Below are 13,311 nucleotides of genomic sequence, written 5' to 3' on the forward strand. Positions count from 1 at the left end.
TCTCATGGCAGACCTGACCACCCAACTGGCCGATCAGCTCGACTGGCATTGGCACAACCAGCTGCGCCCCCGCCTGCAGGGGCTCACCAACGACGAATATTTCTGGCAGCCGGTGCCCCACTGCTGGACGGTGCATCCGGACGGGTCGGTGGACTTCGCGTACCCCGCCCCCACTCCGACACCGTTCACCACGATCGCCTGGCGGTTGGCGCACGTCATCGTCGGCGTGTTCGCCATGCGCAACCACCACCATTTCGGCGGGCCGCCCGCCGACTACCAAAGCTGGACATACGCCACCGACGTCGGCACCGCGCTGCACCAGCTCGACCAGGCTTACGCGCTGTGGATCGGCGGCGTGCGGTCGCTGTCCGGCGCCGACCTGGCCCGGCCCTGCGGTCCGGCCGAAGGACCCTACGCCGAGTACGCGTTGAGCGAGTTGGTGTTGCATATCAACCGCGAAGCGATTCACCATGGCGCGGAAATCGCCTGTCTGCGTGACCTGTATCTGCACCGCCATTCCACGAAGGAGGACTGAGCATGCCCGCGCTGGCCCCGCCGGTGGCCGACGAACGCAGCGCCCTGCGGGAGTTCCTGGCCTACCACCAAAGCGCCTACTTCGCCGTCTCCTATGGCCTGACCGACGAGCAGGCCCGTGCCACGCCGTCGGCCAGCGCGCTGTCAGTCGGCGGCCTGATCAAACACGTCACCGGGATGCAGCGAACATGGATGAAGCGCGTCGCCGCCGCGCCGGGCGCGCCGCCGAAAGATCCGCGGCCGTTCGACGAGATCGCCCGGGACTTCGCCGACCAGCACGTGATGCGGCCCGATGAAACGCTCGACGGGCTGCTGCAGGCCTTCGCGGCACAGAACGCCGAGTCCTTGCACCTGGCCGAGACGGCCGACCTGGATGCCGCTGTCCCCGTGCCGCAGGACATCCCATGGTTTCCCAAGAACTTCCACTCCTGGTCGGTGCGCTGGGTCATCCTGCACGTCATCAACGAGTTGGCTCGGCACGCCGGCCACGCGGACATCGTGCGGGAGACCATCGACGGCGCCACCATGTACGAGCTGATCGCCGCGGTGGAGAACTGGGAGATCGAAGGCTGGGTGACCCCCTGGCGCAAGCCGGAGTAGCCGACGCCGCCGGCGGTGAGCGCGTTCACAGCAATTGGGAGTTGACAGCACAGATTTGGCAGACTGCTGGAATGAGTTCCACCAAACACCGCGACGTAGCCAAGCTGGACCGGGTGCCGTTGCCGGTCGAAGCGGCCCGGGTAGCCGTGACTGGGTGGCAGGCGACCCGCGGGGCCGCCCGCGTCCTCACCAAACTGACGGCCAAGGGCCCCTGGCAGCAAAAAGTCATCCGTGAAATCCCGCAGACCTTCGCCGACCTGGGGCCGACGTACGTCAAGTTCGGGCAGATCATCGCCTCCAGCCCCGGGGCGTTCGGGGAGCAACTGTCCCGCGAGTTCCGCGGGCTGCTCGACCGGGTGCCGCCCGCGGACACCGCCGAGGTGCACAAGCTGTTCGTCGAGGAGCTGGGCGCTGACCCGAGCGACTTGTTCGCCACCTTCGAAGAGCAGCCGTTCGCCTCGGCGTCCATCGCGCAGGTGCACTACGCGACGCTGAAGACCGGCGAGGAGGTCGTCGTCAAGATCCAGCGGCCGGGCATCCGCCGCCGGGTGGCCGCGGACTTGCAGATTCTCAAGCGTTTCGCGCAGGCCGTCGAACTGGCCAAGTTGGGCCGACGGCTCTCGGCGCAGGACGTGGTCGCCGACTTCTCCGACAACCTGGCCGAGGAGCTCGACTTCCGGCTGGAAGCCCAGTCCATGGACGCGTGGGTCGCCCACATGCACGCCTCACCGCTGGGCAAGAACATTCGGGTGCCGCAGGTGTACTGGGATTTCACCACCGAGCGGGTGCTGACGATGGAACGGGTGCACGGCATCCGCATCGACAACGCCGCCGAGATCCGTAAGGCCGGCTTCGACGGCACCGAGCTGGTGAAGGCGTTGCTGTTCAGCGTGTTCGAAGGCGGGTTGCGGCACGGCCTGTTCCACGGGGACCTGCACGCCGGCAACCTGTACGTCGACGAGCAGGGCCGCATCGTGTTCTTCGACTTCGGCATCATGGGCCGCATCGACCCGCGCACCCGCTGGCTGCTGCGGGAGTTGGTGTATGCGCTGCTGGTGAAGAAGGACCACGCCGCGGCCGGCAAGATCGTCGTGCTGATGGGCGCCGTGGGCACCATGAAGCCCGAGGCGCAGGCCGCCAAAGACCTGGAAAGCTTCGCCACACCGCTGACCATGAAGTCGCTGGGCGACATGTCCTACGCCGACATCGGCCGGCAATTGTCGGCACTGGCCGACGCCTACGACGTCAAGCTGCCACGCGAGCTGGTGCTGATCGGCAAGCAGTTCCTCTACGTCGAGCGGTACATGAAGCTGCTGGCGCCCAAGTGGCAGATGATGTCCGACCCGCAGCTGACGGGATACTTCGCCAACTTCATGGTGGAAGTCAGCCGCGAGCATCAAACCGACGTGGAGGTTTAGTGGACATCCGCAGCGGCACCGCCACTTCCGGTGCGGCCGACAGCCCCGTTGAGCTGTACTACGAGGACATGGGCGACATCCACGCGCCGCCGGTCCTGCTGATCATGGGCCTGGGCGCGCAGATGCTGCTGTGGCGCACCGAGTTCTGCGAGCAGCTGGTCAACGAGGGATTCCGGGTCATCCGCTACGACAACCGCGACGTGGGCCTGTCGACCAAGAGCCCGCGACACCGCGTCGAGCAGCCGCTGGTCGTCCGGTTGCTGCGGTCCTGGCTCGGCCTGCCCAGCAAAGCGCCCTACACGCTCGAGGACATGTCCGACGACGCCGCGGCGGTGCTCGACCACCTGGGCATCGATCGGGCCCACATCGTCGGCGCTTCCATGGGCGGCATGATCGCCCAGGTGTTCGCCGCACGCCACGCCAAGCGCACTCGAAGCCTGGCGGTCATCTTCTCGAGCAACAACGCGCCGCTGCTGCCCCCGCCCGCGCCGCGCGCGCTGCTGGCCCTGATCAAGGGTCCCCCGCCGAACTCGCCGCGCGACGTCATCCTCGACAACGCGGTGCGGGTCAGCAAGATCATCGGCAGTCCGGTGTACCAACTGACCGACGAGCAGATCCGCGCCGAAGCCGCGGAAAGCTACGACCGCAACTTCCACCCCTGGGGGATTTCCCACCAGTTCAGCGCAATTTTGGGCAGCGGCAGCCTGCTGCACTACGATCGTCAAATCGTCGCGCCCACCGTGGTGATACATGGGCGGGCCGACAAGCTGATGCGGCCATATGGTGGCCGTGCCGTCGCCAGAGCCATTAAAGGCGCTCGGCTGGTGCTGGTCGACGGTATGGGCCATGATCTGCCCCAGCAGCTGTGGAACCGAGTGATCGGCGAGCTCAAAACGAACTTCGCCGAGGCCGCCTGATCCGTCGGGCGAACCTTGGATACAGGCACAGGTACAACGCGGAAGGTTGACTCACATGGCCGAGCTGACACCGTATTACGCGGATTCACAAGCGGCGTACGACATCTCGGACGACTTCTTCGGCTTGTTCCTCGACCCGACCTGGGTCTACACATGCGCCTACTTCGAGCGCGACGACATGACGTTGGAAGAGGCGCAGCTGGCCAAGCTCGACCTGGCGCTGGACAAGCTGAACCTGGAACCGGGCATGACGCTGCTCGACGTCGGCTGCGGCTGGGGCGGCGCGCTGGTCCGGGCGGTGGAGAAGTACGACGTCAACGTCATCGGCCTGACGTTGAGCCGCCACCACTGCGACCGGAGCAAGGCCCGGCTGGCGGCTATCCCGACGACGCGACGCGCCGAGGCGCGGCTGCAGGGCTGGGAAGAGTTCGACGAAAAGGTAGACCGGATCGTCAGCTTCGAGGCGTTCGACGCGTTCCACAAAGAGCGCTACGGCGCGTTTTTCGAGCGCTCCTACGAGATCATGCCCGCCGACGGCCGCATGCTGCTGCACAGCCTGTTCACCTATGACCGCCGGTGGCTGCACGAGCAGGGCATCGCGCTGACCATGAGCGACCTGCGCTTCCTCAAATTCCTGCGGGAATCGATCTTCCCCGGCGGCGAACTGCCCTCCGAGCCCGACATCGTCAACAACGCCCAGGCGGCGGGGTTCACCGTGGCGCACACCCAGTTGATGCAGCAGCACTACGCACGCACGCTCGACATGTGGGCGGCGAATCTGGAAGCCGCGCGCGAACGCGCCATCGCATTGCAGGGCGAAGAGATCTACGACAACTTCATGCACTACCTGACCGGCTGCGCCGACCGGTTCCGCCGCCGGTTGATCAACGTCGCTCAGTTCACGCTGACGAAGTAAGCCGCGTGGCCGACGAACTCACGCCGCACTTCGACGATGTGCAGGCGCATTACGACTTATCCGACGATTTCTTCCGGCTGTTTCTGGATCCGACCCAGACCTACAGTTGCGCCTACTTCGAGCGCGACGACATGACTCTGGAAGAGGCGCAGATCGCCAAGATCGACCTGGCACTGGGCAAGCTGGGCCTGCAGCCGGGGATGACGCTGCTCGACGTCGGCTGCGGGTGGGGCGCCACCATGCGCCGCGCGATCGAAAAATATGACGTGAACGTCGTGGACCTGACCCTGTCGAAGAACCAGGCCGCCCACGTGCAGCGGTCCTTCGACGCGATGGACACCCAGCGCACCCGGCGGGTGCTGCTCAACGGCTGGGAACAATTCGACGAGCCCGTCGACCGCATCGTGTCGATCGGCGCCTTCGAGCACTTCGGCCACGACCGCTACGACGACTTCTTCGCCCTGGCCTACCGGATCCTGCCCGCCGACGGGGTGATGTTGCTGCACACGATCACCGGGTTGACCGGACCGCAGTGCGTGGAACGGGGCATCCCGTTGACGTTCGAGATGGCCCGATTCATCAAGTTCATCGTCACCGAGATTTTTCCGGGCGGCCGGTTGCCGTCGATCGAGATGGTGCAGGAACGTTCCGGACAGGCGGGGTTCACCCTGACCCGCCGGCAGTCGCTCCAGCCGCATTACGCGCGCACGCTGGACCTGTGGGCCGAGGGGCTGGGCTCGCATCGGGACCAGGCCATCGAAATTCAGTCCGAAGAGGTCTACGAGCGGTACATGAAGTATTTGATTGGGTGCGCCAAGGCGTTTCGCACCGGCTATATCGACGTCAACCAGTTCACACTGGAGAAGTCGTGACCATGAGAGAAAGCTTGGGTCACGCCAACACAAATGCAAAGGATGCGCCAGGCTGCGTGTAGGGTGCCCGGGGATGGTCACCTCGCGGGGGGGTGCGCCAGTCCCATCTGGAGGACTTATGTCTGATACGTCAACTCGCGCCGGTAGCTTGCGGTCCAATTCTGAGGACGTTCGAGCGCATTACGACCTTTCCGACGAATTCTTCGCGCTCTTCGTGGACCCGACCCGTACCTACAGCTGCGCCTACTTCCCGCGCGACAACATGACCTTGCACGAAGCGCAGCTCGCGAAGATCGATCTGGTGCTCGACAAGCTGGGCCTAGAGCCCGGCATGACGCTGCTCGACATCGGCTGCGGCTGGGGCTCGGTGCTCAAGCGCGCGGTCGAGAAGTACGACGTGAACGTCGTCGGGCTGACGTTGTCGGAGAACCAGCACAACTACTGCACGCAGTTGCTCGACAGCGTCGACACCAACCGTTCGCATCGGGTGATGCTGCAGGACTGGGCCGACTTCAGCGAGCCGGTGGACCGCATTGTGACCATCGAAGCGTTGGAACACTTCGGCTATCACCGCTACGACGACTTCTTCAAGTTCGTCTACGAGGCCCTACCCGACGACGGCGTCATGCTGCTACACGTGATCACCGGGTTGCACGTCAAACAGGTGATGGAGCGCGGCATCCCGCTGACCATGGAGATGGCGAAGTTCATCCGGTTCATCGTGACCGAGATCTTCCCCGGCGGGCGGCTGCCGATGATCGAGAAGGTCGAGGAGCATTCGGCCAAGGTCGGGTTCAACATCACCCGGATCCAGTCCCTGCAACACGACTTCGCCAAGACGCTGGATTTCTGGGCCGAAGCGCTGCAAGGGCGGCGAGACGAGGCCATCGCGATTCAGTCGGAGGAGATGTACGACAAATACATGCACTACCTAACCGGCTGCGCCAAGGCCTTTCGGACGGGCTACATCGATTGCAACCAATTCACCCTGGCCAAGTAGACTGCTGTGTCACGGCCGGCCACGGGAATCAACCCTCGAGTCGGTGAGAAAAGCCCCGGTTGCCTTGACGCCGATGCTTTGGCGTGCGGTTGAGCAATAACCACCAGGAGAACAGAACGACTATGGCTGAAGAACCCAGCACTCAGACGAAGACGCGTACGCGCTCCGAAGACATCCAGGCGCACTACGACGTCTCCGACGACTTCTTCGCCCTGTTCCAGGACCCCACCCGCATCTACAGCTGCGCCTACTTCGAACCGTGGGACATCAGCCTGGAAGAAGCGCAGTACGCCAAGATCGACCTCAACCTCGACAAGTTGGACCTCAAGCCGGGTATGACGCTGCTCGACATCGGCTGCGGCTGGGGCACCACCATGCGCCGCGCCGTCGAGCGCTTCGACGTCAACGTCATCGGACTCACGCTGTCGAAGAACCAGCACGCCCGCTGCGAGGAGGTGCTGGGCGCCCTGGACACCGACCGCTCCCGCCGGGTCCTGCTGCATGGGTGGGAGGACTTCAACGAGCCGGTCGACCGGATCGTCTCGATCGAAGCCTTCGAGCACTTCGGTCACGAAAACTACGACGACTTCTTCAAGCGGTGTTTCAACATCATGCCCGACGACGGGCGGATGACCATTCAGAGCAGCGTCGGATACCACCCGTTCGACATGGCTGCCCGCGGCAAGAAGCTGAGCTTCGAAACGGCGCGCTTCATCAAGTTCATCATCACCGAGATCTTCCCCGGCGGCCGGTTGCCCTCGACGGAGATGATGGTCGAACACGGCGAGAAGGCCGGATTTATTGTGCCCGAGGCACGTTCGCTGCGTCCGCACTACATCAAGACGCTGCACATCTGGGGCGATGCGCTGGAATCCAACCGGGACAAGGCCATCGAAATCACCTCCGAAGAGGTCTACAACCGCTACATCAAATACCTGCGCGGCTGTGAGCACTACTTCAGCGACGAGATGTTGGACGTGCGGCTGGTGACCTACCTCAAGCCCGGCGCCGCCGCGTAGAACCATCTGCGCGCCCTGTCGGATCGGAGGCGTGTCGTTCGTCGAATCAGTAGAGAGTGCAACATGGGGTTGCGCTCACTACCCGGAGGTGACGACACATGCAGTACTTCGCGCTGTTGCTCAGCAAGGAACAAGACCGCACGCCCGACGACCAGGACGCGGCGATGGCGGCGTTCCAGGAATTCCATGCTCGAGCCGGCTCGGCAATCCGGGCCGGAGACGCTCTCTCACCCGCTGGCGTGCGCATCACCGGCGGTCCGGACGCGCCGACGATCACCGATGGCCCCTTCGCCGAGTCCGCCGAGGTGGCGTGCGGCTACTACGTCTTCGAAGCCGAGAACCTCGACGAGGCGATAGCACTGGCGCGTGGCGTGCCGGTCGCCGCGTTCGGGGCGGTGGAGGTGTGGCCCGTCTTCCATGCGATCGAGCCGTCGCGAGCCCTGACAGGCAACGACTGGCTCGCGCTGCTCCTGGAACCCCCCGCATCCGCGCACACGCCGGGCACACCCGAGTGGGAGGCGGTGGCGGCACGCCACGGCGATTTTCACGCCGCTGCGGGCGAGCATGTGATCGCCGGCGCCGCGTTGCACGACCGGTCCACGGCGACGACGGTGCGGGTGCGTGGCGGCGAGGTCCTGATCACCGACGGACCGTTCGCCGAAGGCGCCGAAGTGGCCACCGGCGTCTACCTGCTCGACGCCCAGGATCGCGACGAGGCCGTCAAGCTGGCATCGATGATTCCCGCGAGCGCCGTACAGCTGCACCAGCTGGCTGGAGTCTCCGGGCTGTAACCGGTGGTGATGGCCGACCTGGACGGCGTCTTCCGCCGGGAATGGGGCCCTGCCGTCGCGGCGCTGGCGCGATGGTCGGGTGATCTGACCGTCGCCGAGGACGCCGTCCAGGAAGCCTGTACCGAGGCGCTTCGCGCCTGGCCTCGCGACGGGGTGCCGAACAACCCGGGCGGCTGGCTGGTGACGGTCGCCCGCAACCGGGTCCGTGATCGGCTGCGCCGCGAATCCGCCCGTCCGGGAAAGGAATTGGCGGCGGTGATCGACGACATTCAGGCGCGTACCGCGCACACGGAACCGCAGCCGGTCCGCGATGACGAACTGCGCATGATGTTCACCTGCGCGCATCCGGCGCTGGACCGGCAATCTCAGCTGGCACTCACGCTGCGACTGGTGTCCGGCCTCACCGTCGCCGAAATCGCGCGGGCGTTGCTGCAGAGCGAGGCGGCCGTCGGTCAGCGGATCACCCGCGCCAAGCACAAGGTTCGGCATGCCAACATCCCGCTGCGGGTGCCGCCAGCGGAGCTGTTGCCCGACCGCACACCTCACGTGCTCGCTTGCATCTATTCGGTGTTCACCGAGGGCTACTGGTCGACGGCCGGGCCGGCTGCGATTCGGGACGAACTCTGCACCGAAGGGATCCGGCTGGCCGAGGAGCTGTGTGCGTTGCTGCCCGAGGAACGTGAGGCGCACGCGTTGACTGCTCTGATGCTGCTGCACGATTCGCGCCGCGCGACCCGAGTGGACACCACCGGAGCGTTGGTGCCGCTGGATGAGCAGCCGCGGGCGCAGTGGGAGCGCGGGCGCATCGCCCGCGGGTTGGATCGACTGCGCCGCGCCGAAGGGTCGACCGGCCCCTATCTGCCCCAGGCGGTCATCGCGGCGGTGCATGCCACGGCACCGTCCTGGGAGGCGACGGACTGGACCACCATCTGCGCGGCCTACGACCGACTACTGCAGCTCACCGACTCGCCGGTGGTGTTGGCCAACCGCGCCCTGGCGGTCGGATTCCGCGACGGTCCCGACGCCGGGCTGGCGGCGCTGGAAAAGGTGGCTCACGATCCCCGGCTGACCCGCTCTAACCTGGTGGCGTCGGTGCGGGCGGACCTGCTGCGGCGGGCCGGAAAGCCCGCCGCAGCGGTCGAGTGGTATCGAATCGCGTTGCAGAGCAACGGCTCCGAGCCTGGAAGGCAATTCTTGCGGCGGCGCATCGCCGAGTGCGGCGGGTAGCGCGCGGGATTACGCCTCGGCGAAGTTGCGGGTGACGGCGGGGTCCACCGGGATGCCCGGGCCCGTCGTCGTCGACACGGTGACCTTCTTCAGGTACCGGCCCTTCGACGACGACGGCTTGTGCCGCAGCACTTCCTCTAGCGCGGCCCCATAGTTCTCGGCCAGCTTCTTCTCGTCGAAGGACGCCTTGCCGATCACGAAGTGCAGATTGGCCTGCTTGTCCACCCGGAAGTTGATCTTCCCGCCTTTGATGTCCGCGACGGCCTTGGACACGTCGGGGGTGACGGTCCCGGTCTTGGGGTTGGGCATCAAACCACGCGGCCCCAGGATGCGGGCGATGCGACCGACCTTGGCCATCTGGTCGGGCGTGGCGATCGCGGCGTCGAAGTCCAGAAAGCCACCCTGGATCTTCTCGATCAGGTCGTCACTACCGACGATGTCGGCGCCGGCGGCCTGGGCCTGCTCGGCCTTCTCCCCCACCGCGAACACCGCCACGCGGGCCGTCTTACCGGTGCCGTGCGGCAGGTTGACCGTGCCGCGGACCATCTGGTCGGCCTTGCGCGGGTCGACACCGAGCCGGATCGCCACCTCGACGGTCGCGTCCTGCTTGCTCGAGGACGTCTCCTTGGCGAGCTTGGCCGCCTCCAGCGGGGTGTAGAGGTTGCTGCGGTCGATCTTCTCGGCGGCCGCGCGATAGGTTTTGCTGTTCTTGCTCATTCATCTGTCCAATCTCGTGTTGGGTTGTGGTTGATCGGGCCGAAGCTGGCCCTCCCACGGCTTCTCGTCGCCGAACTATTCGACGGTGATGCCCATCGACCGGGCGGTGCCGGCAATGATCTTCGCGGCGGCGTCGATGTCGTTGGCGTTGAGGTCCGTCTTCTTGGTTTCGGCGATCTCGCGAACCTGGTCCCAGGTGACCTTGGCGACCTTGTTCTTGTGCGGCTCGGCCGAGCCCTTGCCCACGCCCGCAGCCTTGAGCAACAGCTTGGCGGCCGGCGGCGTCTTCAGGGCGAAGGTGAAGCTGCGGTCCTCGTAGACCGTGATCTCCACCGGGATGACCTGTCCGCGCTGGCTCTCGGTCGCGGCGTTGTAGGCCTTGCAGAACTCCATGATGTTGACGCCGTGCTGGCCGAGCGCCGGACCGACCGGCGGGGCCGGGTTGGCCTGTCCCGCCACGATCTGGAGCTTGATCAGCCCGACGACCTTTTTCTTCTTCGGAGGCATGGGGTGTCGCTGTTCCTTCCTTGATTAAATCTTCGAGACCTGGCTGAAGGTCAACTCCACCGGCGTCTCCCGGCCGAAGATCGACACCAGCACCTTGAGCTTCTGCTGCTCGGCGTTGACCTCGCTGATCGTGGCCGGCAGGGTGGCGAAGGGTCCGTCCATCACGGTGACCGATTCGCCCACTTCGTAATCGACCTCCACGACCGGACGCTCCAGGCCACCGGCCTCCGCCGCGGCTGCGGTGCTGGCCGCGCCCTTGGCGGCCTTCTTCGTCGCCCCGGGCGGCAGCAGGAACTTCACCACGTCGTCCAGAGAAAGCGCCGACGGCCGCGACGTCGCACCGACGAACCCGGTCACTCCGGGTGTGTTGCGGACCGCGGCCCAGGAGTCGTCCGTCAAGTCCATGCGCACCAGGATGTAGCCGGGCAGCACCTTGCGATTGACCTGCTTACGCTGGCCGTTCTTGATCTCGGTGACCTCTTCGGTCGGCACTTCCACCTGGAAGATGTAGTCGCCGACGTCCAGGTTCTGCACGCGGGTCTCGAGGTTGGCCTTCACCTTGTTCTCGTAGCCGGCGTAGGAGTGGATGACATACCAGTCGCCGGGCTTGCTACGCAGTTCCGCCTTCAGCGCGGCGGCCGGGTCGACCTCTTCAGCCGGGGCCGCTGCTTCTTCGACAGCGGTGCCTTCCTGTAAGTCCACCGCCTCGCCCGCGGACGTGTCACCGTCGAAGGTCGTCACCGTCTGTAGTCCTTCCTGTCACTGCCTCAGCCGAACACCAGCAGCACGAGCTTGCTCAAGCCCAGATCGGTGCCGCCGACCAGCGCCACCATGAAGGCCAGAAACGCCAGCACCACCGACGTGTAGGTGAGCATCTGCTTGCGGTTCGGCCAGATGACCTTCCGCATTTCGGCTACGACCTGCTTGAGGTAGTTGTAGACGAAAAGAATGGGGTTGGCCGACGCGGCACCGGCCTTCTTCTTGGCCTTTGGGCCGCCCTTGGCCTTGGCGCCCTTGGCGTCCTTCTTGAGGTCCTTCTTCGCGGCGTCCTTCTTGGTGTCCTTCTTGGCGTCCTTTGTGGCGCCCTCCGTCGGGGCCGAGGATTCCTCGGCGTCCTCGTCGGTCTCCACCGCGCGCTGGCGGGACCGCTTACCTGTAGGGCGTTGCGGCCGCGTCGCCGTTTGGGTCACTACGGCCGTCCGACCGCCGCTGTCGCGGTTGTCCTCCGTGTCGCCGCCGTTGCTTGCGGCGCCGTCGGCAACATCGCCTTCGTCGCTCACCGCATGCTCCTTTGTTCGCTAGTTCCCGCGATCCGTCCCGCTAGAGGAGGGACACACTTTCCAGTGTCCACCATGGCACCATACCCATGGTGCGCGCTGGGCAGGGGCGACAGGACTTGAACCTGCAACCTGCGGTTTTGGAGACCGCTGCTCTGCCAGTTGAGCTACGCCCCTAGTATCCGGGGCTTACATAGCTCGCGCGCTCCCCGTTCGGCGATCGCGAACCGACGGACAGCGCGCTGGTACTGGGAAAACCCCGACGCCCGAGTGTACATGGGCGGATCAGTCAGATACTAATTGCAGATCGTGATTACGAGGTTCTGACAACCTGGCCGGAATCCATGTCCCATTTGAGCCTGGCCGATTCTTCGCCCTGCTGGCCCATCAGCGTGGTGTAAGCCTCCAACACCAGCTCACCGTTGCCGTCGTGGCAGATGTTCTTGGTCACGACGATGTCGGCGCCGAAACGCTCGGTGACCGAGTGAATGTCCATCCGGGCCCATAACTTGTCACCGGCCAACACCGGCTTGTGGAAGAGGAATCGCTGATCGACCTGGACGATCTGCATCGTCTCCATGCCCACGTCGACGTTCCGGAAGAAGTCCAGCTGGACAAGCTTAGCCAGAATCGTCACGAAGGTCATCGGTGCGACGATCGCGTCGTAGCCGAGTTCGGCGGCCGCCGATTCTTCGTAGAAGGCCGGGTGGTCGCACTTGATCGACTGGGCGAACCTACGCAGCTCCTCGCGGCCCACCAGGAAATAGTCCGGGTATCGCCAGACCATTCCGCGGATATCGGTTTTAAGCGCCATAAGGCTGAGCCAGCTCCTAAGCGAGTTTCGCGGACGCGACGGCGCGGCCGAAGATTTTCTTGCCGCCGGTGGTGGCTGTCAACGCGATGGTGACCGATTTGCTCTCCGGGTCGACCGACTTCACCCGGCCGCTGAAGACCAGCTCGGCGCCCTTGCCGTCGTTGGGCACCGGCACCACCGCGGTGAACCGCACGTTGTATTCGGTAACGGCGCCGGGGTCACCGACCCAGGAGGTGACGTAGCCGCCGCCGATACCCATCGTCAGCATGCCGTGTGCGATCGCGGTGTCCAGTCCCACGACCTTGGCGATCTCGTCGTCCCAGTGAATGGGGTTCAAGTCACCGGAAACCCCCGCGTAGTTCACCAAATCTCCCCGGGTCAGCGGATAGGTCCGCTCCGGAAGCTGGTCGCCAACCTTCACCGAATTGAATTCACGCAGCCGATCGTCGCTGGTGACAAGCTTTATTGTGATGTCTTCGTGGACTCGATACGTCAGGCGCACGGCACGCAGATCATCGTGACCAAGAACATCATCACGAACGAAAACGGTGAAACCGTGCAGGAGACCTACACAACCCTCGCGGGGCGTGCCGGCGAGGATGGGGAAGAAGGATTTTCTAGTGGCGCTGCGTGAATTCAATTCGGTGAAGGTTGGCGACCAGCTTCCGGAGCGGACCTATCCGCTGACCCGGGGAGATTTGG

General features: G+C 65.0%; 17 protein-coding genes, 1 tRNA gene and 1 pseudogene. 12 read left to right on the forward strand and 7 right to left on the reverse strand.

Translation table 11 applies throughout. The annotated features are described in order from the left end of the window. Nucleotides 1-4: 4 nt before the first annotated feature. The 10 genes from A9W95_RS18020 to A9W95_RS18065 all read left to right on the forward strand — a co-directional run bounded on the left by A9W95_RS18020 (nucleotide 5) and on the right by A9W95_RS18065 (nucleotide 9,294). On the forward strand, nucleotides 5-535 hold the full coding sequence (locus tag A9W95_RS18020; protein WP_067415662.1) for a DinB family protein: 531 nt from the start codon (nucleotides 5-7) through the stop codon (nucleotides 533-535). 23 nt (nucleotides 536-558) lie between these two features. Then, nucleotides 559-1,134 (forward strand): DinB family protein, encoded by a 576-nt coding sequence (locus A9W95_RS18025; protein ID WP_067415713.1) that lies wholly within the window; start codon nucleotides 559-561, stop codon nucleotides 1,132-1,134. 71 nt (nucleotides 1,135-1,205) lie between these two features. Continuing rightward, entirely contained in the window at nucleotides 1,206-2,552 is a 1,347-nt protein-coding gene (locus A9W95_RS18030; RefSeq protein WP_067415665.1) for an AarF/ABC1/UbiB kinase family protein, read from the forward strand. Continuing rightward, on the forward strand, nucleotides 2,552-3,469 hold the full coding sequence (locus A9W95_RS18035) for an alpha/beta fold hydrolase (protein ID WP_067415668.1): 918 nt from the start codon (nucleotides 2,552-2,554) through the stop codon (nucleotides 3,467-3,469). The genes A9W95_RS18030 and A9W95_RS18035 overlap by 1 nt, the downstream gene beginning before the upstream one ends. A 55-nt stretch (nucleotides 3,470-3,524) precedes the next feature. After that, entirely contained in the window at nucleotides 3,525-4,385 is an 861-nt protein-coding gene (gene mmaA1 / locus A9W95_RS18040) for a mycolic acid methyltransferase MmaA1 (protein ID WP_067415671.1), read from the forward strand. A gap of 5 nt (nucleotides 4,386-4,390) precedes the next feature. Beyond that, nucleotides 4,391-5,257, forward strand: coding sequence for a cyclopropane mycolic acid synthase MmaA2 (mmaA2, locus tag A9W95_RS18045; protein WP_067415674.1), 867 nt, complete (start codon nucleotides 4,391-4,393; stop codon nucleotides 5,255-5,257). Between the two features lie 118 nt (nucleotides 5,258-5,375). Next, the gene (locus A9W95_RS18050) at nucleotides 5,376-6,257 is read left to right on the forward strand and encodes a cyclopropane mycolic acid synthase family methyltransferase (RefSeq protein WP_067415677.1); all 882 of its coding nucleotides are present in this window, start codon (nucleotides 5,376-5,378) and stop codon (nucleotides 6,255-6,257) included. 122 nt (nucleotides 6,258-6,379) lie between these two features. Continuing rightward, on the forward strand, nucleotides 6,380-7,276 hold the full coding sequence (gene mmaA4, locus A9W95_RS18055) for a hydroxymycolate synthase MmaA4 (protein ID WP_067415680.1): 897 nt from the start codon (nucleotides 6,380-6,382) through the stop codon (nucleotides 7,274-7,276). 98 nt (nucleotides 7,277-7,374) lie between these two features. After that, complete coding sequence (locus A9W95_RS18060) at nucleotides 7,375-8,067, forward strand: YciI family protein (RefSeq protein ID WP_067415683.1); 693 nt, start codon at nucleotides 7,375-7,377, stop codon at nucleotides 8,065-8,067. 9 nt (nucleotides 8,068-8,076) lie between these two features. Further along, on the forward strand, nucleotides 8,077-9,294 hold the full coding sequence (locus tag A9W95_RS18065; RefSeq protein ID WP_067415686.1) for an RNA polymerase sigma factor: 1,218 nt from the start codon (nucleotides 8,077-8,079) through the stop codon (nucleotides 9,292-9,294). A 9-nt stretch (nucleotides 9,295-9,303) separates the two neighbouring features. Here A9W95_RS18065 and rplA read toward each other — a convergent pair whose 3' ends face one another. The 7 genes from rplA to hadB all read right to left on the reverse strand — a co-directional run bounded on the left by rplA (nucleotide 9,304) and on the right by hadB (nucleotide 13,048). Further along, nucleotides 9,304-10,011, reverse strand: coding sequence for a 50S ribosomal protein L1 (rplA, locus tag A9W95_RS18070; protein WP_067415689.1), 708 nt, complete (start codon nucleotides 10,009-10,011; stop codon nucleotides 9,304-9,306). 75 nt (nucleotides 10,012-10,086) lie between these two features. Beyond that, on the reverse strand, nucleotides 10,087-10,518 hold the full coding sequence (gene rplK / locus A9W95_RS18075) for a 50S ribosomal protein L11 (protein ID WP_067415692.1): 432 nt from the start codon (nucleotides 10,516-10,518) through the stop codon (nucleotides 10,087-10,089). A gap of 24 nt (nucleotides 10,519-10,542) precedes the next feature. Then, nucleotides 10,543-11,259, reverse strand: a complete 717-nt coding sequence (gene nusG, locus A9W95_RS18080) for a transcription termination/antitermination protein NusG (RefSeq protein ID WP_067415695.1) — start codon at nucleotides 11,257-11,259, stop codon at nucleotides 10,543-10,545. Between the two features lie 26 nt (nucleotides 11,260-11,285). After that, on the reverse strand, nucleotides 11,286-11,798 hold the full coding sequence (gene secE / locus A9W95_RS18085) for a preprotein translocase subunit SecE (RefSeq protein WP_067415698.1): 513 nt from the start codon (nucleotides 11,796-11,798) through the stop codon (nucleotides 11,286-11,288). A 101-nt stretch (nucleotides 11,799-11,899) separates the two neighbouring features. Continuing rightward, nucleotides 11,900-11,972 (reverse strand) — tRNA-Trp (locus A9W95_RS18090). Nucleotides 11,973-12,108: 136 nt separating this feature from the next. Continuing rightward, complete coding sequence (hadC, locus tag A9W95_RS18095) at nucleotides 12,109-12,609, reverse strand: (3R)-hydroxyacyl-ACP dehydratase subunit HadC (protein WP_067415701.1); 501 nt, start codon at nucleotides 12,607-12,609, stop codon at nucleotides 12,109-12,111. A 16-nt stretch (nucleotides 12,610-12,625) separates the two neighbouring features. Continuing rightward, complete coding sequence (gene hadB / locus A9W95_RS18100) at nucleotides 12,626-13,048, reverse strand: (3R)-hydroxyacyl-ACP dehydratase subunit HadB (protein ID WP_067415717.1); 423 nt, start codon at nucleotides 13,046-13,048, stop codon at nucleotides 12,626-12,628. Between hadB and A9W95_RS26440 the strand changes: the two genes are divergently transcribed. Both A9W95_RS26440 and A9W95_RS26445 read left to right on the forward strand, forming a co-directional pair. Next, nucleotides 12,977-13,243: a MaoC family dehydratase N-terminal domain-containing protein gene (locus tag A9W95_RS26440; protein WP_371328090.1), complete on the forward strand. Its 267-nt coding sequence runs from the start codon at nucleotides 12,977-12,979 to the stop codon at nucleotides 13,241-13,243. The genes hadB and A9W95_RS26440 overlap by 72 nt on opposite strands. Next, nucleotides 13,230-13,311, forward strand: a pseudogene (locus A9W95_RS26445) (3-hydroxyacyl-ACP dehydratase); the annotation flags it as partial. The gene A9W95_RS26440 and the pseudogene A9W95_RS26445, both read left to right, overlap by 14 nt.

It is taken from the genome of Mycobacterium sp. 1423905.2 (assembly GCF_001673155.1).
In the GTDB taxonomy this organism is placed as follows: Bacteria; Actinomycetota; Actinomycetes; order Mycobacteriales; family Mycobacteriaceae; genus Mycobacterium.

What these genes read in the sequence shown, in the direction of transcription:
- A9W95_RS18020 (WP_067415662.1), top strand. Translation starts at nt 5, where the DNA reads ATGGCAGACCTGACCACCCAACTGGCCGATCAGCTCGACTGGCATTGG.
- A9W95_RS18030 (WP_067415665.1), top strand. Translation starts at nt 1,206, where the DNA reads ATGAGTTCCACCAAACACCGCGACGTAGCCAAGCTGGACCGGGTGCCG.
- mmaA1 (WP_067415671.1), top strand. Translation starts at nt 3,525, where the DNA reads ATGGCCGAGCTGACACCGTATTACGCGGATTCACAAGCGGCGTACGAC.
- A9W95_RS18050 (WP_067415677.1), top strand. Translation starts at nt 5,376, where the DNA reads ATGTCTGATACGTCAACTCGCGCCGGTAGCTTGCGGTCCAATTCTGAG.
- mmaA4 (WP_067415680.1), top strand. Translation starts at nt 6,380, where the DNA reads ATGGCTGAAGAACCCAGCACTCAGACGAAGACGCGTACGCGCTCCGAA.
- A9W95_RS18060 (WP_067415683.1), top strand. Translation starts at nt 7,375, where the DNA reads ATGCAGTACTTCGCGCTGTTGCTCAGCAAGGAACAAGACCGCACGCCC.
- A9W95_RS18065 (WP_067415686.1), top strand. Translation starts at nt 8,077, where the DNA reads ATGGCCGACCTGGACGGCGTCTTCCGCCGGGAATGGGGCCCTGCCGTC.
- rplA (WP_067415689.1), bottom strand. Translation starts at nt 10,011, where the DNA reads ATGAGCAAGAACAGCAAAACCTATCGCGCGGCCGCCGAGAAGATCGAC.
- rplK (WP_067415692.1), bottom strand. Translation starts at nt 10,518, where the DNA reads ATGCCTCCGAAGAAGAAAAAGGTCGTCGGGCTGATCAAGCTCCAGATC.
- hadC (WP_067415701.1), bottom strand. Translation starts at nt 12,609, where the DNA reads ATGGCGCTTAAAACCGATATCCGCGGAATGGTCTGGCGATACCCGGAC.